This is a genomic window from Mesorhizobium sp. M00.F.Ca.ET.216.01.1.1 (assembly GCF_004010325.2).
GTDB lineage: Bacteria > Pseudomonadota > Alphaproteobacteria > Rhizobiales > Rhizobiaceae > Mesorhizobium.
This window is the reverse complement of the sequence record NZ_SADR02000005.1, coordinates 272,877-292,624: the sequence shown is the minus strand read 5'-3', so window position 1 is coordinate 292,624 and position 19,748 is coordinate 272,877. Positions and strand designations below refer to the sequence as shown.

Sequence of the window (19,748 nt, the reverse complement as noted above, 5' to 3'; positions counted from 1 at the left end):
GACGACCAATCGCGGCTCAGAAAAGGCCACGGCGCCCTCAACATGGCCATCGTGCGCCATTTCGCCATCAACCTGGTCCGTACCGTCAGCGATAAGCACTCCATCAAACTCAGACGCAAAAAGGCCGGGTGGAGCGCCGACTACCTCGCCGCAATCCTCGGCGAGCTCCGCCGTTAACCTGGATTCGGAGCCCTGTTTTTGTCGCTGGCAGGATACTGCAGCGCCGCGCGTCCTCCTTGGATGCATAAAGGCACTGCGTGACTTTGATTTTGCGCATTCCGAACCGAAGGCTCAGGGCCATGCGCTAGCCGGCTGCGGCCAAAAGGCCAAGGGGCGCATAAAACGCAAACGGCGGATCCGGAATCCGCCGTTTCGATTCTTCTGCTTTCGCCCTGCCTACCAGAGGTCGTAGCGCAGCCCGAGCTTAACTTGATGATTGCTGATCCCTTTGCGGATCGGAAAGTCATCCAGGTCAGCGATGGTTTGATATTCGGCGTCCGGCGCAGACAGGTACTGGTAGCCGAGATCAACCAGAACGTTCTTGGACACCTGGTAAGCAAGGCCGGCATTCAGCGAATATGCAAAGGAGTATTGGGTCTTGTTGTCATGCAGGACAAAATCGTTTGTGTCGTCGCCGTCATCGCTGAAATAGCTGGCCGAAAGGCTGCGTTTGCTTCGAAAGAAGCCGACACCGGCGCCGACATAGGGCGTGAAGCCGACATAGGTTCCCAGGTCGACATATCCATTTACCATTCCGGTCCAGGCGTAGTTTTTCAAGCTTGAGGAAGCAGCGATAGTGCCATCGTCGAAGCCAACAGAAATCTTGTTGCCTGGCAGGTAACCGAGATTCACTTCGGCCCGAAGGTAATCGTTCAGATGATAGCCGAAGCCGATACTGGCAAAGACCGGGTCCTCGTTTTCATCATAACTCGCAGGATTGAAAGCGAAGTCCACATTCTTGAAGCTCTTTTCCGGCAAGTAAGCGACATCGCCGCGCAGGTACCATCCCGAGCCGACCTCGACCGGCACGTAATCCGGCGCCTGGTCGACGTAGATCGGCGGCTCGTAGTCAGCCGCCAGCGCCTGCGTTGCTGGCATCAGAACGATTGCGGCAAGTGCCAGCGCTGTACGCGATTTGAGTATCATGGTCCCCGGCTCCCGAACTTGGCGCCAGTCGCAAATCGCGAGCAGAGCTGCCGTTTCAGAGAGCATTGTTAACCATAGTGGTTAAGTGCCGGTTAAGGATAACAGAGCGTTAGCAAAATTGATTTCTAATAGGTTTCACCCAGCGCAATCCAAGGAAAATTCAAAAGAAAAACCGCCCGGCAAGGGCCGGGCGGTTCGCGCATTCTTGGATTTCGAAGCGGTTACTTCGTGTAGATCGGCTCCGGCTCCGGCACATAGGGCTCCGGCTCGACGCAGTCCGATTTGCCGAACTGGTAGCGCAGGCCGCCGCGCACTTCATGGATGTTGATGCCTCGATCGTAGCCCGGACCGACATTGCTGATAGAGTCGTAGTCGAACATCTTGCCACCGTTGATGTGGCTATAGCGGTAGCCGACATCGAGCTTGACCCGGTCGGTCAGGCAGTAGGAAGCGCCGACCATGGCGGCATAGGCGAAGCGCCAGCCCTTGCCGCCGCGGTGGAAGAAATCCCCGTCGGCGTCGCTGTTGTGCAGCGTGTCCCACTTGACCCAGGCGCCGCCTATGCCGGCGCCGACATAAGGCGTGACGCCGTGCCAGGTGCCGATGTCGACATAGGCGTTGGCCAGCAGCAGAAGTGCCGTGTAGGACGAGGTGTCGACCGAAACGCAAGGCGTCTGCGCGATGCCGCAGAAGCCGCTGGTCGAGCCGCGAAATTTGGACTTGCTCATCCAGTCCGCAGTGAGATCCGCGCGGAAATGCTGGTTGATCTGGTAGCCGACACCGGCGCCGGCCGAGAAGGCGCTCTTCAGCTTGCCGCTGTCGAACGAGCCTGGAAACTGGGGCGGTGTTGCACTGTAGGTGGTGTAGTCGGCGCCACGGAACTTCGACCAGTGATAGTCGATGTCGCCGCGAATGTACCAGCCGCCAAAGGCGGCCGGTTCCTCATAGACGGCCGGCGGCGGCGCCTGCTCGATGACGGGCGGCTCCACGAGATCGGCAGCGAAACCCGGCCCAGCCATTCCTGCAAGCAGCGCGGCAAAGAGAGCCTTTCTTGCTGTTTTGAACATGCTTGTCACCCCTGAGAACCCTCGGAACGTCCAATCCGCCCGAATGTGATTGACCTCAGTTGTGGATAATGAATTGCAAAGGTTAAAACGCGTTTAACCGTATTGATTAACCACGAATCTATAGAATTTTAGAATTGGGCCTGTCTGCCTGAAGCACCGGTTGCTTTGTGACCAGACAAAAAGCCCGCCTTCCGGCGGGCTTTGCAATTGTCGAAACGATAGGGTCGGAAGCCGAGGAGTCAGGCGGCGCTACGGGTTTCCGAAATGATCTCGACGATGTTGTTGACCACGGCCTCGACCAGTTGCGGGTCATCACCCTCGGCCATGACGCGGATCAGCGGCTCGGTGCCGGAGGGCCGGATAACCAGGCGTCCGGCCTTGCCGAGCCGATTGCGGGCATCTTCGATCGCCGCCTTGACCTGTGCCTCCTCGAGCGGCTTGCCACCGGCGATGTGGACATTCTTCAACAGCTGCGGCACCGGCTCGAACTTCTTCGACAGTTCGCTGACCGGCCGGTTCTGCCGCTTGATGCAGGCCAGCACCTGAAGCGCCGAGACCAGGCCGTCGCCTGTCGTCGAGAAATCGGACAGCACAATGTGTCCCGACTGCTCGCCGCCGACATTCAGCCCGTGCGCGCGCATATGCTCGACGACGTAGCGATCGCCGACCCTGGTGCGGTGCAACAGCAGGTTCATGTCGCCGAGGAAGCGTTCGAGGCCGAGATTGGACATCACGGTCGAGACGACGCCGCCACCGGCCAGCCGCCCGCTCTGGTGCCAGGATTCAGCGATCAGCGCCATGATCTGGTCGCCATCGACGATCGCACCGTTCTCGTCAACGATGACGACACGGTCGGCGTCGCCGTCGAGCGCGATGCCGATGTCGGCGCGCACCTCGTGCACCTTCTTCTGCAGGCCGGCCGGATGGGTAGAACCGCATTCCTTGTTGATGTTGAAGCCGTTGGGTTCGACGTTGATTGCCACAACCTCAGCACCGAGTTCCCACAGCGCCTCGGGCGCCACCTTGTAGGAGGCGCCGTTGGCGCAGTCGACGACGATCCTGAGGCCCGAAAGCGACATCGACCGCGGCAAGGTGCGCTTGGCGAATTCGATATAGCGGTCATGGACGCCATCGACGCGCTTGGCGCGGCCAAGCCCGTCCGAATCGGCGAGCGCCAGGTCGATATCCTTGTCGAGCATGCCCTCGATGCGCTCCTCGATCTCATCTGAGAGCTTGTAGCCGTCGGGGCCGAACAATTTGATGCCGTTGTCGTAATACGGATTGTGCGAGGCCGAGATCATCACGCCGATGTCGGCGCGCAGCGAGCGCACCAGCATGGCGACCGCCGGTGTCGGGATCGGGCCAAGCAGGAACACGTCCATGCCGGCGGCGCACAGGCCCGACACCATCGCGTTCTCGATCATGTAGCCGGAAAGTCTGGTATCCTTGCCAAGTACGACGCGGTGGCGATGGTTGCCGCGCTGGAACGACAGGCCCGCGGCCATGCCGACCCTCATGGCGATCTCCGCCGTCATCGGGAACTTGTTGGCGCGCCCGCGAATGCCGTCCGTGCCGAAATAATGCCCTGCCATGCTTGCCAGAATCCCCGTCGGTTTTTCAGCGGCCCGTAATGCCACAAATTCGGCTGCTTCCAATCATCACAATGTATGATCTTATGTTACCAATCCTTAGAAAATCATTGTTGCAGGCAACCCTGCTGATTCGACGGTCCGTCATCCCGTCCCGTCTTGTGGCAAACATGCCAGTTACGGCGGCCCGCCCGGCGCAGGTTGCTCCGGCAAATCTTGCTTCAGGGGCAGTAGACCGCAACGATTTCATCACCTTGTCAGCAGGAAAGCATTTTCCGACGGTATACACGTCAGTTAGTGTCTGGTGCAACCGCTCGTTGAGAGCTATTAATCTGCAAAAAGCCATCCTGTGGTCGGCAGCAACGGAGAAACGCCATGCTCATCAATCGAATAGCCACTTTGACGGGCCTTGCCGTCATGACCTTGTTTCTGGTAGCGCCAGCCAACGCACTGACCATGGCCGAATGTAGTACCAAATACAACGCGGCCAAAGATGCCGGGACGCTGGCGGGACAGACCTGGAACCAGTTCCGCAAGGCTGAATGCGGCACCGCTGCGGCCGCGACCACCACGGACGATACAAAGCCAGCCAAGAAGGCGGCAAAGGCGACCGACGCCGCCACGGCCGACACCACCAAGGCTGCTGCCGACGATACGGCGCCGGGTCTGACGGCGAAGGAATGCAGCACCAAATACCAGGCTGCCAAGGCCGCCGGCACCCTCAACGGCATGAAATGGAACGACTTCCGCAAGACCCAATGCGCCGCGGGCGCTGCGGCCGCGGCGCAACCCGCCGCGACGACCAACGCGGCAGCGGCCACCGCCGACGGCACGGGCCTGACGGCGAAAGAATGCAGCACCAAGTACCAGGCTGCCAAGGCCGCAGGCACCCTCAACGGCATGAAATGGAACGACTTCCGCAAGACCCAATGCGCCGCGGGCGCTGCGGCCGCGGCGCAACCCGCCACGGCGACGACCAAAGCACCCGATGCCGGCAAGGGCCTGAGCATGGCTGATTGCAGCGCCAAGTATCAGGCCGCCAAGACCGCTAACACGCTGAACGGCATGAAGTGGAACGACTTCCGCAAGAGCGAATGTGGCGCCGCCGCATCCGATGACGACACCGTGCCGGCTCCCGATGAGGCAAAATACACCGGCGATCCCGCAGCACCGACCGTTGCCGCGCCCAAGGGCGTGACATTCCCGACGGCGATCTCCAAGAAGTTTGCCACCGAGACCCCGGCCAAGGGCCGCATGCACACCTGCCTCGAACAATACTATGCCAACAAGGACGCCAACGCGCTGGGCGGCCTCAAGTGGATCCAGAAAGGCGGCGGCTTCTACAGCCTCTGCAATGCCAAGCTGAAGAGCTGATCGGCGCCAATATCAGAAAACGCCAATCGCTGGACAATATCTGAAGGCAGGAGGCCCGCGAGCCGCAAGGTTCGCGGGCTTTTTCGTCGCCGGCATCACGGCAGTCCTCGCCTTCTTCAACAGGGCTATCGAATATACAGTTCCCCCCTGGGCCGCTCCGAGGCTGGAGCCAGCGTCGCGGCCAGCCCTCTTCTCCCGGTGAAAAACGGTGTCACTATACGGGGAGGTGAGAAGCCCGCCGAGGGCGAGCCATAGACAATGATTTGTCGATTGAAGTGACGAACCCCCGAAGCCATAGCGCAGGCCTGCCCGGCAGGTCGATGAGAGGCGGCGCCGAGATCGGCGATTTGCTTCGCGCCATCGAGATGGGTCAGGCTACAACAAAAACGCCGCCGCTCAAACCGCGGCGTCTTCATGTTTCATCCTGTTCGGCCGGTTCCCGGACGGATGGGTACCCGGTGCTTCGCGGACCGCTCCTTCACCCCAGCGGCTGGGGCTCCATGCCGCCTTCGGGCTCCGGGCCCTTCTTGCGGCGGCCGCCGGACTTCGGCACGGCCGATCCACGGCTCGGCGGCGTGTCGTCGCCGAGGTCGCGGGCAGGTTTGTGGCCGGCGATCAGCTGCTTGATCTCTTCGCCAGACAACGTCTCGTATTCGAGCAACCCTTGCGCCAGCGCGATCCATTCCTTCTTCTTCTTGGTCAGGACGGACTTCGCCGTCGAATAGGCATCGTCGATCAGCCGGCGCACTTCGGCGTCGATGATCTGCGCCGTCTCTTCCGAGATGTTCTGCGTGCGCGCCACCGAATGGCCGAGGAACACTTCTTCCTGGTTGTCGCCATAGGCGACATGGCCGAGCTTGTCGGAGAAGCCCCAGCGCGTGACCATGGCGCGCGCCAGCTTGGTCGCCTGCTCGATGTCCGAGGAGGCGCCCGAAGTGATGTTCTCCTTGCCGAACTTGAACTCCTCGGCAACACGGCCGCCCATCATGATGGCGAGACGCGAAATCATGTGTTTGTAGCTCATCGAGTAGCGGTCGCCTTCCGGCAACTGCATGACCATGCCAAGCGCCCGGCCGCGCGGGATGATCGTCGCCTTGTGCAGCGGATCGGCCGCCGGCACGTTCAGCGCCAGGATGGCGTGGCCGGCCTCGTGATAGGCCGTCAGCTCCTTCTCGGCCTGCGTCATCGCCGACGAGCGGCGCTCGGCGCCCATCATGATCTTGTCCTTGGCGTCCTCGAATTCGGCCATGGTGACGAGGCGCTTGTTGCGCCGCGCCGCCATCAGGGCGGACTCGTTGACGAGGTTCATCAGGTCGGCGCCGGAGAAGCCCGGCGTGCCGCGCGCGATCACCCTGAGGTCGACATTGGGCGCCAGCGGCACGTTGCGCACGTGCACCTTCAGGATCTTCTCGCGGCCGACGATATCAGGGTTCGGCACCACCACCTGGCGGTCGAAACGGCCCGGCCTCAGCAACGCCGGATCGAGCACGTCGGGCCGGTTGGTAGCGGCGATCAGGATGATGCTCTCGTTGGACTCGAAACCGTCCATCTCGACCAGCAGCTGGTTCAGCGTCTGCTCGCGCTCGTCATTGCCGCCGCCGAGGCCGGCGCCGCGATGGCGGCCGACTGCGTCGATTTCGTCGATGAAGATGATACAGGGCGCATTCTTCTTGGCCTGGTCGAACATGTCGCGGACACGGCTCGCGCCGACGCCGACGAACATCTCGACGAAGTCCGAACCGGAGATGGTAAAGAACGGCACATTGGCCTCGCCGGCGACCGAGCGGGCGAGCAGCGTCTTGCCGGTTCCCGGAGGGCCGACGAGCAGCACGCCGCGCGGGATCTTGCCGCCCAGCCGCTGGAATTTCTGCGGATCGCGCAGGAATTCGACGATCTCTTCCAGGTCCTGCTTGGCCTCATCGACGCCAGCAACGTCCTGGAAGGTGACGCGGCCATGCGCCTCGGTCAAAAGCTTTGCCTTCGACTTGCCGAAGCCCATGGCGCGACCGGAGCCGGACTGCATCTGACGCATGAAGAATATCCAGACGCCGAGGATCAGGATCATCGGCAGCCAGGAGATGAGATAGCCGAACAACGAGTTGGAACCGTCGGATTCTGGACGGGCATTGATGGTGACGTTCTTGTCCTGCAGCCTCGAGACCAGCGATGGATCGCCTGGCGAATAGGTCTGGAAGCCGGTGGAACTGTCCGTGTAGGTGCCGGAAATGCGGGCACCGGCGATCGTTACCGTCTTGACCCGCCCCGCCGCGACATCCTGCAGGAACTGCGAATAGGCGACCTCGCTCGAGGCGCCGCGCGTCTGTGGCGTCTGGAACAGGTTGAAGAGGGCGATAAGCAGGACCGCTATGATCGCCCAGAGCGCGAGGTTGCGATAATTCGGATTCATCTGTTGTCCCGTTAGCGCCCGCACGCGGACACGCATGATGAGAAGAAGCTTAGGCCTAACATAGGGAGGGCGCCTCCCCTTGCCAAGCATAACAGCACGTCTCGGTTAAGCTTTCGACCACCATTAGCCAGCACTGTGGCCGCCGAAAGGCAGGGCTGGTGCAGGCAGTGCGCCGACCAGCCTGGCGACAGCATCGGCCGGCGCCAGGTCGAAGGACGGCAGGAAGCGGGCGAAGGGTGCAACGACCGGGCAGGCGGCGAGCGCCGCCGACGCCTGGGTCTCCTGCGGCAAACCGAGGCATTCGTCCCCGCGCCATAGCGCCGGTTCAGCCGCCAAAGCGGCACGGACAAGGCTTGGCGGCGTGCCGTCTTCGGCAATTGCTCGCTTGGCGGCCGCAGCCGAACCGAGTGGCGCGATCAACAATGCACGGGATTTGTCGCCCAATGTGATCCGCCGGCGGCCGTCCCAGAGGGCGGTGCCTGCCGCCGGCTGAGCGGGGGGCAGGTTGCGAAATTCGCGGCGCAGGAAGATGCCGGCGCGCCGCGCGTCGATTACCGTCCGCGACAATGTAGCGCAAAGTGGCCCACCCTTCAGACGGACGAACAGCGCTTCGCTGCACGCCTCGTCGGGCAAGAAGGAAATGCCGCCAGTGGCCGCCAGCAGGATGCGCAGTGCGTAGACCGCAGCCCGGTCGTCGCCCGATGTCGCAAACTCGCGATCGAGGCGAACGAGACCAGTGGCTGGCCTGCTGGCGAAGCTGCGCACCAATGCAGCCGCGCGGTGTCCCAGCAGTTCGCGCTCCTTAGCAGCCCGCCCGGCCAAGGTAATTGCCTCGGCAAAACGCGGCACGCCGCCTTCGCCGGCAAGCATCGCACGGATGCGCGGCCGCTCGAAATGCTCATCGACATTGGTCGGGTCCTCGGCCCAGCCGACGTTTTCGCGCTGCAGGAAATTGCGCAGCGCCGCACGCCGCATGCCGAGCAGCGGTCTGACGATCCAGGTCCGCCATTCGTAAAGGGTGGCCAGCGCCATGCCGGCAAGGCCTCGGCCCTCATCGCGGGCCTGCCGCATCAGCACCGTTTCCGCCTGATCGTCGGCAGTATGGCCGGTCAGGATCAGGCCAATGCCTTCGGCTCGCGCAGCCTTGGCCAGCAGCCCGTAGCGCGCCTCGCGTGCGGCGGCGGGCAGGCCGGTCGACGGCTTTGGGCCGGACCAGGCAAGGATGCGGTGCGTAATGCCGCGTCCCGCGCAAAGCCCGGCAACGGCTCGCGCTTCCGCAGCCGAGCTCGGTCGCAAACCGTGATCGACCGTCACCGCCAATAGCTTCGCAGCAGGTGCGGTACGATCGAGATGGTCTTTGAGGAGAAGGAGAAGGGCGGTCGAGTCGCTGCCGCCGGACACGGCTGCAACAGCGCCGTTGGTAAAGTCGATCTGCGAAAAAAGGCGTTCCGGAAGGTCAGGCTTGGTGTCGAGCGTCAGCACGCCGCGAGCGCCCTTTCCTGCTTGACGCGTTCCTTGAGCGCGCCGGAAATGTCGGGATAGCGCTTGCCGATCTCGCTGAAGGTGGCACAGGCTACATCGCGCTGCTTCAATCCGACCAGCGACACGCCGAGCTTCAGCAGCATGTCGGGGGCCTTCTTGGCCTTCGGGTAGTCCTTGCTGGCAGCGAGGAAGGTCTCGGCCGCGTCGCGGTATTTCTGCTGGCCAAGCAGCGACTCACCCAGCCAGTAATGCGCGTCCGCCGCCTTGGCATCCTTGGGGAAGCGGGCGATGTGGTCGCGAAAGCCCTGTTCGGCGGTGCTGTAGTCGCCCGACAGGATGAACTGGTAGGAATTGCGGTAAAGCTCTTCCGGATCGTTGGTGGCGGGCAGTGCCGCGACCACCGTGCCATCGGATTTGCTGGTCTTGGCGGTGGCCGGCGCCGTGTCTTGTGCCGGTGCCGTCGCCTGGGTGTTGCCGTCGGCCTCAACCACATTGCCGTTCTTATCTACGGTGATGGTGCCGAATGTCTTGGGCGGCGTGCCAGGCACCACCCTGCCGGGATCGCCCGTTGGCGATTCGACGATGACCTCCTGGCCGCTGGCCGGCGGCGTGCCCGCGTTGGCCGGCGCTTGCCTCGCCGGCACCTCGGCAACGCTGCTGTCGGTATTTGTGCTGGCGTCCGACTTCTTCTGTTCGGCCGGCTGCTGTCCGCCCTGCGAACCGCCTTCCAGTTGCTGGAAGCGGAACTCGTTATCTTCCTGCTGCTTGCGGATCTGCTCCTGCATCTGCAGAACCTGGAAGTTGAGCTCCTCGATCTTGCCGTTCATCTGCCGAAGCTGTTCCTCCAGCCCGGTGGCGGTGGTGCCGTCCGACTGCTGCGCGACCCGCACCTGCTCTGGCTTCTTCTTCTCGCCGAAAATGCCGAGCGTCGGCAGATGGAAGGAAAAGCCGCTTTCTGCTGGTTGCCCGGTACCGCCTGCCAGGACGGCGCCGCTTGATAGGAGCAGCAACGCAAGCGTGCCGCTCAAGACTGATCTGAAATGCATGTGCCTCTCGCCGTGAAATCGTTAGCCTGTTACGCCCTTCCTGCCGGAGTGGGATCAAGCGCCCTCGGCTTTTAGCAGGACGCGAGACTTCGGCCAAATTTTGTTTCGAAGGACAGCACTCAAAGGACAGCATATGAAAAAGGCGGCCATGAGGCCGCCTTTCGCGTCGAAGTGTTGTATTTCTGCCGATCAGGAACCGGCACCGCCGAGCGTGGTGACGGCGCGGCGATTCTGCGACCAGCAGGAGATATCGTCGCAGACCGCGACCGGACGCTCCTTGCCGTAGGAAATGGTCTTCAGGCGCTGGGCGGAAACACCTTTTGCGATAAGGAAGTCGCGGGTGGCGGCGGCGCGGCGGGCACCGAGCGCAAGATTGTATTCGCGCGTGCCGCGCTCGTCGGCATGGCCCTCGACGACGATCGCATATTGCTTGTACTGGTTAAGCCACTGCGCCTGGCGCGAAAGCGTCGTCTGCGCGTCGGCGCGGATCGCGGATGAGTCCGTGTCGAAGAAGATGCGGTCGCCGATGTTGACGGTGAAGTCCTGTGCCGACCCGGGCGTTGCCGCTCCGGCACCGCTAAGGCCGAGATCGGCGGCGCTGTTCGGGGTCTTTTTCGAAGCGCAACCGGCGATGGCGAGCGACGCCACCAGCGCGATCATCACCGGGTTTCTGGTAAGTGCTGCGATACGACCCATGCCGCCTCTCCTTCGCATTTCGAGTGATTTCGTTGATCACCCAGTAACCACGTTTGCGTTAACCGGCATTCAAGAAACATGGTTAAAATTTGGTTTCAGCTGCCGTCCGCAGCCGTTTACCCGAGGTTCACAATGTGTGCGGACCGTAGGCGAAAATGCGGCCAAAACGCGACCAAGGCGCGAAAAGCCGGCCGAAAAAGCGCATTTTCCGGCATCGTTGCCACGCTACTCGAGCAGCGGCGACCAGGCCGGGTCCGAAGCGAAGTTCGCCGTTGGAATCGGCTGTTCGTTGCGGCCGGTAAGATCGACCGATACGAGTTTAGGTCCGCCGTTGGAATCACGAAAGAACATCAGCACGCGGCCGTTCGGCGCCCAGGTCGGCCCCTCCTGCTGGAAGCCTGTCGAAAGGATGCGCTCGCCCGAACCGTCGGTGCGCATGACGCCGATCTGGAACTCGCCGCCGGTCTGCTTGGTGAAGGCGATGAGGTCGCCGCGCGGAGACCACACCGGCGTCGAATAGACGCCGTCGCCGAAGGAGATGCGGGTCTGGCCCGAGCCGTCGGCGCCCATCACATAGATCTGCGCACGGCCGCCGCGGTCGGAGGTGAACACCACCTTGCTGCCGTCCGGCGAATAGGACGGCGAGGTGTCGATTGCGGCCGAATTGGTCAGCCTGGTCGTTGCGCGGCTTCGCAGATGCATGGCGAAGATGTTGGAATTGCCGTCGTCGCGCAGCAGGCTCATGATCACCTTCTGGCCGTCGGGCGAAAAGCGCGGCGCAAAGGTCATGCCGGGAAAGTTGCCGACCAGTTCGCGCTGGCCGGTTTCGATCTGCAGGAGATAGACCTTCGGCTGGCCGCTCTCGTAGGACATGTAGGTGATTTCCTGGCGGTTCGGCGAGAAACGCGGCGTCAGCACGATCGCCCGGCCGTCCGAGAGGTAGCGGACGTTGGCGCCGTCCTGGTCCATGATGGCCAGGCGCTTCTTGCGCGCGTTCTTGGCGCCCGATTCGTCGATGAAGACGACGCGCGTGTCGAAATAGCCTTTCTCGCCGGTCAGCCGCTCATAGATGGCGTCGGCGATGATATGGGCGACGCGCCTTGTGTTGGCGTCATTGGCGAAGAACTGCTCGCCGGAAAGCTGCTGGCCGGCAAAAGTGTCCCACAGCCGGTATTGGGCACGAATGCGGCCGTCGGCTTCCTTGCCGACGCTGCCGGTCACCAATGCCTGCGCATTGATCACCTTCCAGTCGTCGAAGCGTGGTGAGGCGTCCGGATTGGAGATCTTTTCGATGAAGGCGCTCTTGTCGATTGGCGCGAACAGGCCCGAGCGTTTCAGGTCGGCACTGACGATGCCGGAGATCTCCGCGCCCAGCGCATCGCCGCCCTGGAAATCGGTGATGGCGATCGGCAGCGGCTCAATATTGCCCTTGTTCACGTCGATCTCGACCAGCGCCTTTGCCGGCAGCGTGGCGAGCCCGCTCAAGCCGATGGCAACCGTGCCGATCATCAGCAGCGTCGCGAAAAATCTCTTCATTAGGTATCCTCTTGGTCGTGCGCGACAGTTCCTCAGAACATCTCGCTCGGATCGAAATTGACGATGACGTCCGCCCAGGCGTCATACTTGTCGGCAGGAAGGGTGTAGGGCGAGCAGCGCGCAACGGCGCGACGAGCGGACTCGGCAGCAGCGCGCTGGACACCGTCTGAACCGCCGCCCGAAATGATGTCGACCGGGCCTACGAGAGCACCGGATTGGTCAAGCTTGAACTTGACCGAGACCTTGAGATTTCCTGCGTCTGCGGCGCCGGCTGGAATGTTCCAGCAACGCTGCACCTGGCCGCGTAGTGAGTCCGTTTCGCTCTGGCTGAGCTTGCTTCCGGTCGTTTTGTCACCGCCCAGCGACGCCTGCTGGGTCGAGCGCTTGGCGCCGCCGCCGGACGGCTTCTGCTTGTCGAGCAGGGCGGAAATCTCGTCGGCATTGAACTGCTTGTCTTCAGACTTCGGCCTCGACGAGGCTTCCTTGACCGGCTTGTCGGCGTCCTTGCGCTCCGGCGCCTTGGCGCTTTCGGCCTGGGCCGGCTGCGGCTTTGGCCGGGCTTCCGGCGTGGGCGCCGAATCCGGAAGCTGCGCCGCATCGGTGGGCTGCTCTTTTTCTATTGCTTCGGCGACCGCATCGGGCTTGATCTCGGGCTGCGGCTGGATAGCGGCGGTCTTGTCCTGCGGCGGCGCAGGCGTCGGCTCCTTGGCCGGCGTCGGCTTGGGGTTCGCCTGCTTGACCGGCTCGGGTTTCACCTCTTCCTTCGGCTGCGGCGTCGGCGCCACTTCCGTCGCCGGGATTGGTTTCGGCTCCTCCTTCGGCTTCGGCACGTCCTCGGTCTTCGGCTTCTCGATGGGCGTCGGTGCGGGCGGCGGCGCCGCGGCCAGATCGACCGGCTTCGGCTTGGCTTCCGGCGTCACCGGCTTGTCGGTATCGACGCTGTTCTCACCGATCTTCTGCGCATCGGGGACGATATCCGGGCGCTGGGTCGGAACCGGCGCCGGCTTCTCGTGGAGCACCGCCTTCTTGTCGCCTTGCTGGATCTGCGTCATGGCTTCCATCGGCACGATGGCGATCGGCAGCGCCTCGACATCGGATGCGGGCAGCGCGGCCGGCGATGACAGCGTGAACAGCCCGAAGGATATCACCGCCGCATGCAGAATCACCGATGTGGTGAGGCCGGTTCTCAACTCTATTGATCCTGTTCCTGCAGCGAGACGAGGCCGATATTCTTGTAACCGGCGGCCGAGATACGGGCCATCACCTTCATCGCCGTGCCATAGTCGGTGGCCTTGTCACCGCGTATGAAAATGCGCTCGTCGTAACCGGTCTTCGAAATTGCCTGCAGTTTCGCCACCAGCTCCTCGACCGGGATTTCGGTCTCCTGGAGATAGATCTGGCCGGCGGCGTTGATGGAGACGGTGATCGGCTGCGTGTCGGCGTTCATCGCCTTGGCCTGCGTATCCGGCAGGTCGATCGGCACGCCGACCGTCAACAGCGGCGCCGCGACCATGAAGATGATCAAAAGCACCAGCATCACGTCGACCATCGGCGTGACGTTGATCTCCGACATCAGGCCGTGATGGCGGCCGCGCCGCCTGTGGCCGCGCCCGCCGCGCCCCGCTATGCCTACGGACATACCCATGCGTTACTCCTCAGGCCTTCTGTGCGACTTTTTCATCGATTTGGCGCGAGAGTATGGCGGAGAACTCGTCGGCGAACCCCTCCATCCGCACGCCGATCTTGTTCGCATCGGATGACAGCTTGTTGTAGGCGATGACGGCGGGAATGGCGGCGAGCAGGCCGATGGCCGTCGCCAGTAGCGCCTCGGCGATGCCGGGTGCGACCACCGACAGGCTGGTGTTCTTCGAGGCGGCGATCGCCTGGAACGAGGTCATGATGCCGATCACGGTGCCGAACAGGCCGATGAACGGCGCCGCTGACCCGGTGGTGGCCAGAAAGCCGAGGCGCCCTTCCAGCCGCTCCATCTCGCGGGTCAGCGCCAGGTCCATCGCCTTGTCGATGCGGGTCTGCAGGCCGAGCGGCGATTTCGCGCCCTTCTCGAAGCTCTTCTTCCATTCGCGCATGGCGGCAACGAAGATCGCCCCCATGCCGGTGGTCTTGCGGTCGGCGAGCGTGCGGTAGAGCTCTTCCAGCGACTGTCCCGACCAGAACACCTGTTCGAAGCGGTTGAGCGCCAGCCGCATGCGGGCATAGGCGACGAGCTTGTCGACGATGATCGCCCATGTCCAGATCGAGGCGCAGAGCAGCCCGATCATGACCAGCTTGACCACCCAGCTGGCTTGTATGAACAGTGCCCAAATCGACAAGTGCGCGCCCGGTTCGGCGAGTGCGATATTTTCCATGGTAACGTCCTTAAGATTTTCCGGGCATGGCTGGCGGCTGGCCCATGGGCATCCCTCGTGGTCCGTTCGCTCAAAGCTTCCGGAATAACCCCAAAAATGCGCCGTTCGCGGCCTTTTCAGGGCAAATATTGGTGAAAGGAAGGCGCTGGATTCCTCCAATCTTCACCAATCTCTTCATGAACCGTTATGGTTAAGGATGGGTTAGGATAGATGGCGCGGCGCATTGCCGCGCCCCCACCCTGCCACCGGGCACACGTCATTTCGCCGGCATGGCAGAGCGAGCCACGGGGTCCGCGATCGCCGGCGTCAGGAAATTTCAGGCGCGCGCCTTGGGCATGAAGGCTGCCACCCACTCCTTCGGGAAGCGTCTTGGCCGGCCATTACCGCCGATGATAGCCGCCTCGACCCGCGCCTCGACCAGCACCTCGCTGCCGCGCTTCAACTGCTGCGCCATGAAGATGCGGGCGCCGGAGATATCCTCCGTGCGCGTGTCGATGGTCAGGATGTCATCCATGCGGGCGGGCGCGCGGAAGTCGATCTCCATGCGTCGCACCACCCAGACTATTCTTTCGCCATGCGCGCCGTCGGCAAGCTCAGTGTGGTGGACGCCGGCAAGTCGCAGGTAATCGGAACGGCCGCGCTCGAAGAATTCGAGATAGCGCGCGTGGTAGACGACGCCGGAGAAATCGGTGTCGGCATAGTAGACACGCGCCATCAGCCGGTGGCCGAAATCCGTCAGCGCGCCAGAAAGCCCTGCGGACAGCGTCGCCGATTCACCGTGATCGTCCATTGCGCTTTCCTTTTCGGGCCTGCCCGGGGACCTGTTTTTTCCTGAACCACCAGCGCATGAACCCGATGGCACTGTTGACGGCGATGATCAAGACCTTGATGGCAGCACTGCCTGTGCTGGCCGCTCTGGCGCTGACCGGCCAAGCCTTCGGCATCGTCGCGCTTTCGACGGCGACGAGGCCGAGCCTGATGTCAAGCACGGGATCAGGTCACTTCATTGAGGCCAAGATCGATCGACAGGATTTCCGGGCGAACGCCGAAGCGCACCGGCACGATGCTGAAACCGAGCCCGCCGGAAATGATCAGGTTGCGGTCGTGCTCGACGACGTGGCCATAAGCAAAACGGTTGCCGAACCGGGACGGCACGACCGGTGAATAGCCGAACAGCCGCGCCTGTCCGCCATGGGTGTGGCCGGACAGGGTCAGCGAAACCCGCCACGGTACCTCAGGGAATATGTCCGGCTCATGCGCGAGCAGGATGACAGGCGAATGGTCGCTCACCTTCGTCAGCGTGCCGTTGAGATCATCCAGTCCCCTGAACCCGGTGCGGCCCCAGGCTTTGCCAGGTCGCAATGCCAACTGGTCGGCAAGTCCGGCGAGCCAGAAGCCGTGCCCGTCTTTTTCCAGGCGCACGACATCATTCTCCCACACCGGGATGCCGACACTCTCGAGCGCTGTTCGCGCCACCGTCGGCCCGCCCTCGGCCTGCTGCGCGGCAAGATCCTCCCACCAGTCATGATTGCCGAGGATCGACCACACGCCGAGCGGCGCCTTCAGCCCGGACAGGGCTGACGCCCAGTCCGACGCATTCACCCAGTCTGACACCAGGCGTGTCCCGGCGGTATAATCGCCAAGCAGGACGGTCAGATCCGGCTGCAATGCGTTCGCCTGCTCGACAAGCGCACCGATCCGCTCCGGCGTCATCCATGGCCGGCAGGCATGGATGTCGGCAAGCGCGACAATGCGCAGCCGCAACCCGGCCGCCCAATGTGGCGGTGTCAATGAATAGTGCTTCACATGCGTCAACGCCATTGGCTCGACGCCAACCGCATAGGCGCTGAATGAGACGGCCGACAGCAATGAGCCGCCGATCAAGCGCACGTCTGGTTATCATCGGCCGGCCCCAGCAAGTTGGTGGGGATCGACCGCCCCACAGCGCAAAGCGTTAAAATCCGCAAATGCGCTGGCAAGTCGACCAGGATGAGGAGATTTTGCGCAGGAGCGGAGGCCTGCAGCGAAAACTACTCTTCCTGGAACAGGCTGATCTGCTGCTGCGCCAGGTCCTTCGGCGCGTCGAGGCCGAGATGGCGCCAGGCATTGGCGCTCAGCACGCGGCCGCGCGGTGTGCGCTGGATGAACCCCTGCTGGATCAGATACGGCTCGATGATGTCCTCGATGGCGTCGCGCGGCTCCGAAAGCCCGGCCGCGATGGTCTCGATGCCGACCGGCCCGCCGCCGAAATTCCGGGCGATCATCGACAGATAGCGGCGGTCGAGCGCATCGAGGCCGAGCGCGTCGACCTCGAGCCGTGTCAGCGCCTCGTCGGCGATCAGGCGATCGACATGCCCATTACCGGCCACGGATGCAAAATCGCGCACGCGGCGCAACAGCCGGCCGGCGATGCGTGGCGTGCCGCGGGCGCGGCGCGCGATCTCCAGCGCGCCGTCATCGCCGAGCGGCGTTGCAAGGATGCGGGCGCCGCGGCGCACGATCTGCTCCAGTTCCTCGACCGAGTAGAAATTGAGCCGTACCGGAATGCCGAAGCGGTCGCGCAGCGGGTTGGTCAAGAGGCCGAGCCGCGTGGTGGCGGCGACGAGGGTGAAGCGGGCAAGGTCGATCTTGACCGAACGCGCCGCCGGCCCTTCGCCGATGATCAGGTCGAGCTGGAAATCCTCCATCGCCGGATAGAGGATTTCCTCCACCGCCGGGTTGAGCCGATGGATCTCGTCGATGAACAGCACATCGCGGTCTTCGAGATTGGTGAGCAGCGCCGCAAGGTCGCCGGCCTTGGCGATCACCGGACCGGAGGTCGAACGGAAATTGACGCCAAGCTCGCGCGCCATGATCTGCGCCAGGGTCGTCTTGCCGAGGCCGGGCGGTCCGACAAACAGCACATGGTCGAGCGCCTCGCTGCGTCCCTTGGCGGCCTCGACGAAGACCTTGAGATTGGCCCGCACCGCCGCTTGGCCGACAAAGTCGTCGAGCGTTTGCGGCCGCAGCGTCTGCTCGGCGTCCTCGCCGCGCTTGTCGGGAGCAATCAGGCGGGGCGAAAGGCTCATGTCGCCTTCCTTGCACAGGGCGGCGAACGGGACAAGCGATGTCTCACCGCGCCAACTCCTTCAGCCCGAAGCGGATCAGCTTGGAGGCATCCGCGCCCTCGCCGGCCGTCTTCAGCGCCGCCGCCACCGCATTGGCGGCGATGTCGCGCGAATAGCCGAGATTGACCAGCGCCGAGACGGCATCAGTGATCGGCGCCGGCGCTACGCCTTCGCCGAGTTCCTGCTTCAGGCCGATGGTGCCGGAGGCAGCGCCCGCATAGGCTGGCGCCTTGTTCCTCAATTCGGTGACGATGCGCTCGGCCACCTTCTTGCCGACGCCGGGCGCACGCGAAACCATGGCGATGTCGCGCAGCGCGATGGCATTGGCGAGGTCGGCCGGCGCCAGCGTCGACAGGATCGCCAGCGCCACCTTGGCGCCGACGCCCTGCACATTGTTCATCAGCAGCCGGAACCACTCGCGCTCCAGCACCGACTGGAATCCGTAGAGCCGCAGCATGTCCTCGCGCACATAGGTCTCAATGAACAGCACCACCGCCTCGCCCGGCGCCGGCAACGCCGCCAGCGTGCGCGCCGAGCAATGGGCGACATAGCCGACGCCGTGCACGTCGACGAGACAGAAATCCTCGTCGATCTCGTCCAGCGTGCCCTTGAGTTTGCCGATCATGCCCGAGCCTTCAGGGATGGGTTTCAGGAGAAATGATATCGAGATCCGGAAAGTAGTTGCGGTAGCGCGCGGCATCGCGCGTCAGCAGACGATGTCCGGCAACGACTGCGTGGGCTCCAATGAAGAAATCGGGCAGGGTCCGTTCGCGAAGTCCCCCGGCGCGACGATATCGGGAATGGACAACACCGGCCAGGAATGCCGCTTCCCATGGCAGGAATTGGCGATCGATCTTGAGCGTATCAACCGCTCTGCGAAGTGCCGCCTCGGTCGTTATCAGCGGTGCCAGTTCGGACCAGACGATTGTATTGATGACCAACGCGCCATCGCGATGGCATGCGACGAGCGCTGATGCCGACCACTTCGTCTCCCGTCCGGCAGGACCCCAGACGTCGATCAGCACATTTGTGTCAATCAATGTCGAGATCTTCACGGGTGCCCCTCAGCCACTCGATATATTCGTCCGTGGTCATGCCTCCCAAATCCAGCGTGCCGGCCATGCGATCGAGCACTTGGCTGAACCTGCGCGAAGCCTCAGCTTCGGTAATGTTCTCGTTGACCGGGATGACGCGAGCGCCTTCATCGGTAGCGACAAATTCAACTTCGGAACCCGGGCCAATACCCAGATGGTCCCGTATTTCCTTCGGGATGGTCACCTGTCCTTTGGTTGTCACGCGCATGGTAATACCTCGTCGGTATTACTTATGCCCCAGGAGAGAACAAGTCAAGAACATATCTAACCGGCAACCGCCATCCTGTAGGCGACACTCTGCCGGTGATGCGCGTGGCAGATGGCGATGGCCAGCGCATCGGCGGCGTCGTCGGTGTCGAACGTCGCCTTCGGCATCAGTACCTTGACCATCATGTGGATCTGCTTCTTGTCGCCATGGCCGACGCCGATCACTGCCTTCTTGACGGCATTGGGCGCATATTCGGCAACGACCAGCCCGGCACGTGCCGGCACCAGCATGGCGATGCCGCGCGCCTGGCCGAGCTTCAGCGTTGCCGCCGCGTCCTTGTTGACGAAGGTCTGTTCGACCGCGGCCTCGCGCGGCATGGCGGCATGCAGGATTTCTGCAAGCCCGTCATGCAACTGGCACAGACGCACCGCCAACGCCGCCTCGTCGTCGGAACGCACGGTGCCGGAGGCAACGAAGCGCAGCGAATTTCCATGGCTCTCGACGATGCCCCAGCCGGTGCGCCTGAGTCCCGGATCAATGCCGATGATGCGAATCGTTTCCCCCATTCGCCAAGTCTACCCTTGGCGAATGGCGATGCCAGCGAAATGTGAACAAATCAGAAACGAGTTG

The 19,748-nt window shown here is 63.0% G+C and carries 18 protein-coding genes and 2 pseudogenes; 2 read left to right on the top strand and 18 right to left on the bottom strand.

The window, feature by feature from the left end:
• A pseudogene (locus EN859_RS09895) lies at positions 1-177 on the top strand (ISAs1 family transposase); the annotation flags it as partial.
• 219 nt (positions 178-396) lie between these two features.
• Here EN859_RS09895 and EN859_RS09890 read toward each other — a convergent pair.
• The 3 genes from EN859_RS09890 to glmM form a co-directional block, all read right to left on the bottom strand.
• Positions 397-1,146 carry an outer membrane protein gene (locus tag EN859_RS09890; protein WP_127853163.1) on the bottom strand — a complete coding sequence of 250 codons (750 nt, stop codon included), beginning with the start codon at positions 1,144-1,146 and terminating at the stop codon, positions 397-399.
• 221 nt (positions 1,147-1,367) lie between these two features.
• Complete coding sequence (locus tag EN859_RS09885) at positions 1,368-2,213, bottom strand: outer membrane protein (RefSeq protein WP_127853162.1); 846 nt, start codon at positions 2,211-2,213, stop codon at positions 1,368-1,370.
• 239 nt (positions 2,214-2,452) lie between these two features.
• Positions 2,453-3,805, bottom strand: coding sequence for a phosphoglucosamine mutase (glmM, locus tag EN859_RS09880; protein ID WP_127853161.1), 1,353 nt, complete (start codon positions 3,803-3,805; stop codon positions 2,453-2,455).
• A 372-nt stretch (positions 3,806-4,177) separates the two neighbouring features.
• Between glmM and EN859_RS09875 the strand changes: the two genes are divergently transcribed.
• A complete protein-coding gene (locus tag EN859_RS09875) occupies positions 4,178-5,176 on the top strand; it encodes a hypothetical protein (protein WP_127853160.1) in 999 nt (332 codons plus the stop codon).
• A 478-nt stretch (positions 5,177-5,654) separates the two neighbouring features.
• Here EN859_RS09875 and ftsH read toward each other — a convergent pair whose 3' ends face one another.
• The 15 genes and pseudogenes from ftsH to ruvC form a co-directional block, all read right to left on the bottom strand.
• Entirely contained in the window at positions 5,655-7,583 is a 1,929-nt protein-coding gene (gene ftsH, locus EN859_RS09870; protein ID WP_127853159.1) for an ATP-dependent zinc metalloprotease FtsH, read from the bottom strand.
• A 123-nt stretch (positions 7,584-7,706) separates the two neighbouring features.
• Positions 7,707-9,065, bottom strand: coding sequence for a tRNA lysidine(34) synthetase TilS (tilS, locus tag EN859_RS09865; RefSeq protein WP_127853158.1), 1,359 nt, complete (start codon positions 9,063-9,065; stop codon positions 7,707-7,709).
• Positions 9,059-10,111 (bottom strand): tol-pal system protein YbgF, encoded by a 1,053-nt coding sequence (ybgF, locus tag EN859_RS09860; RefSeq protein ID WP_127853157.1) that lies wholly within the window; start codon positions 10,109-10,111, stop codon positions 9,059-9,061. The genes tilS and ybgF overlap by 7 nt, the downstream gene beginning before the upstream one ends.
• Before the next feature lie 189 nt (positions 10,112-10,300).
• Entirely contained in the window at positions 10,301-10,807 is a 507-nt protein-coding gene (gene pal / locus EN859_RS09855; RefSeq protein ID WP_127853156.1) for a peptidoglycan-associated lipoprotein Pal, read from the bottom strand.
• Positions 10,808-11,032: 225 nt separating this feature from the next.
• A complete protein-coding gene (gene tolB / locus EN859_RS09850; protein ID WP_127853155.1) occupies positions 11,033-12,343 on the bottom strand; it encodes a Tol-Pal system beta propeller repeat protein TolB in 1,311 nt (436 codons plus the stop codon).
• Positions 12,344-12,375: 32 nt separating this feature from the next.
• A complete protein-coding gene (locus tag EN859_RS09845; RefSeq protein ID WP_127853154.1) occupies positions 12,376-13,533 on the bottom strand; it encodes a hypothetical protein in 1,158 nt (385 codons plus the stop codon).
• Between the two features lie 2 nt (positions 13,534-13,535).
• Positions 13,536-13,988 carry a protein TolR gene (tolR, locus tag EN859_RS09840; RefSeq protein ID WP_127853153.1) on the bottom strand — a complete coding sequence of 151 codons (453 nt, stop codon included), beginning with the start codon at positions 13,986-13,988 and terminating at the stop codon, positions 13,536-13,538.
• Between the two features lie 10 nt (positions 13,989-13,998).
• On the bottom strand, positions 13,999-14,709 hold the full coding sequence (tolQ, locus tag EN859_RS09835) for a protein TolQ (protein ID WP_127853152.1): 711 nt from the start codon (positions 14,707-14,709) through the stop codon (positions 13,999-14,001).
• 316 nt (positions 14,710-15,025) lie between these two features.
• A complete protein-coding gene (gene ybgC, locus EN859_RS09830; protein ID WP_127853151.1) occupies positions 15,026-15,499 on the bottom strand; it encodes a tol-pal system-associated acyl-CoA thioesterase in 474 nt (157 codons plus the stop codon).
• 203 nt (positions 15,500-15,702) lie between these two features.
• Positions 15,703-16,612 (bottom strand): annotated as a pseudogene (locus EN859_RS09825) (metallophosphoesterase).
• A 127-nt stretch (positions 16,613-16,739) separates the two neighbouring features.
• The gene (ruvB, locus tag EN859_RS09820; protein WP_127853149.1) at positions 16,740-17,777 is read right to left on the bottom strand and encodes a Holliday junction branch migration DNA helicase RuvB; all 1,038 of its coding nucleotides are present in this window, start codon (positions 17,775-17,777) and stop codon (positions 16,740-16,742) included.
• A 43-nt stretch (positions 17,778-17,820) separates the two neighbouring features.
• Entirely contained in the window at positions 17,821-18,441 is a 621-nt protein-coding gene (gene ruvA / locus EN859_RS09815; RefSeq protein WP_127853148.1) for a Holliday junction branch migration protein RuvA, read from the bottom strand.
• A 10-nt stretch (positions 18,442-18,451) separates the two neighbouring features.
• Positions 18,452-18,871, bottom strand: coding sequence for a type II toxin-antitoxin system VapC family toxin (locus tag EN859_RS09810; protein WP_127853147.1), 420 nt, complete (start codon positions 18,869-18,871; stop codon positions 18,452-18,454).
• Positions 18,849-19,118 (bottom strand): AbrB/MazE/SpoVT family DNA-binding domain-containing protein, encoded by a 270-nt coding sequence (locus tag EN859_RS09805; protein ID WP_127853146.1) that lies wholly within the window; start codon positions 19,116-19,118, stop codon positions 18,849-18,851. Before EN859_RS09805 ends, EN859_RS09810 begins: the two co-directional genes overlap by 23 nt.
• A gap of 56 nt (positions 19,119-19,174) precedes the next feature.
• Positions 19,175-19,684, bottom strand: a complete 510-nt coding sequence (gene ruvC / locus EN859_RS09800) for a crossover junction endodeoxyribonuclease RuvC (protein WP_127853145.1) — start codon at positions 19,682-19,684, stop codon at positions 19,175-19,177.
• Between the last annotated feature and the right edge of the window lie 64 nt (positions 19,685-19,748).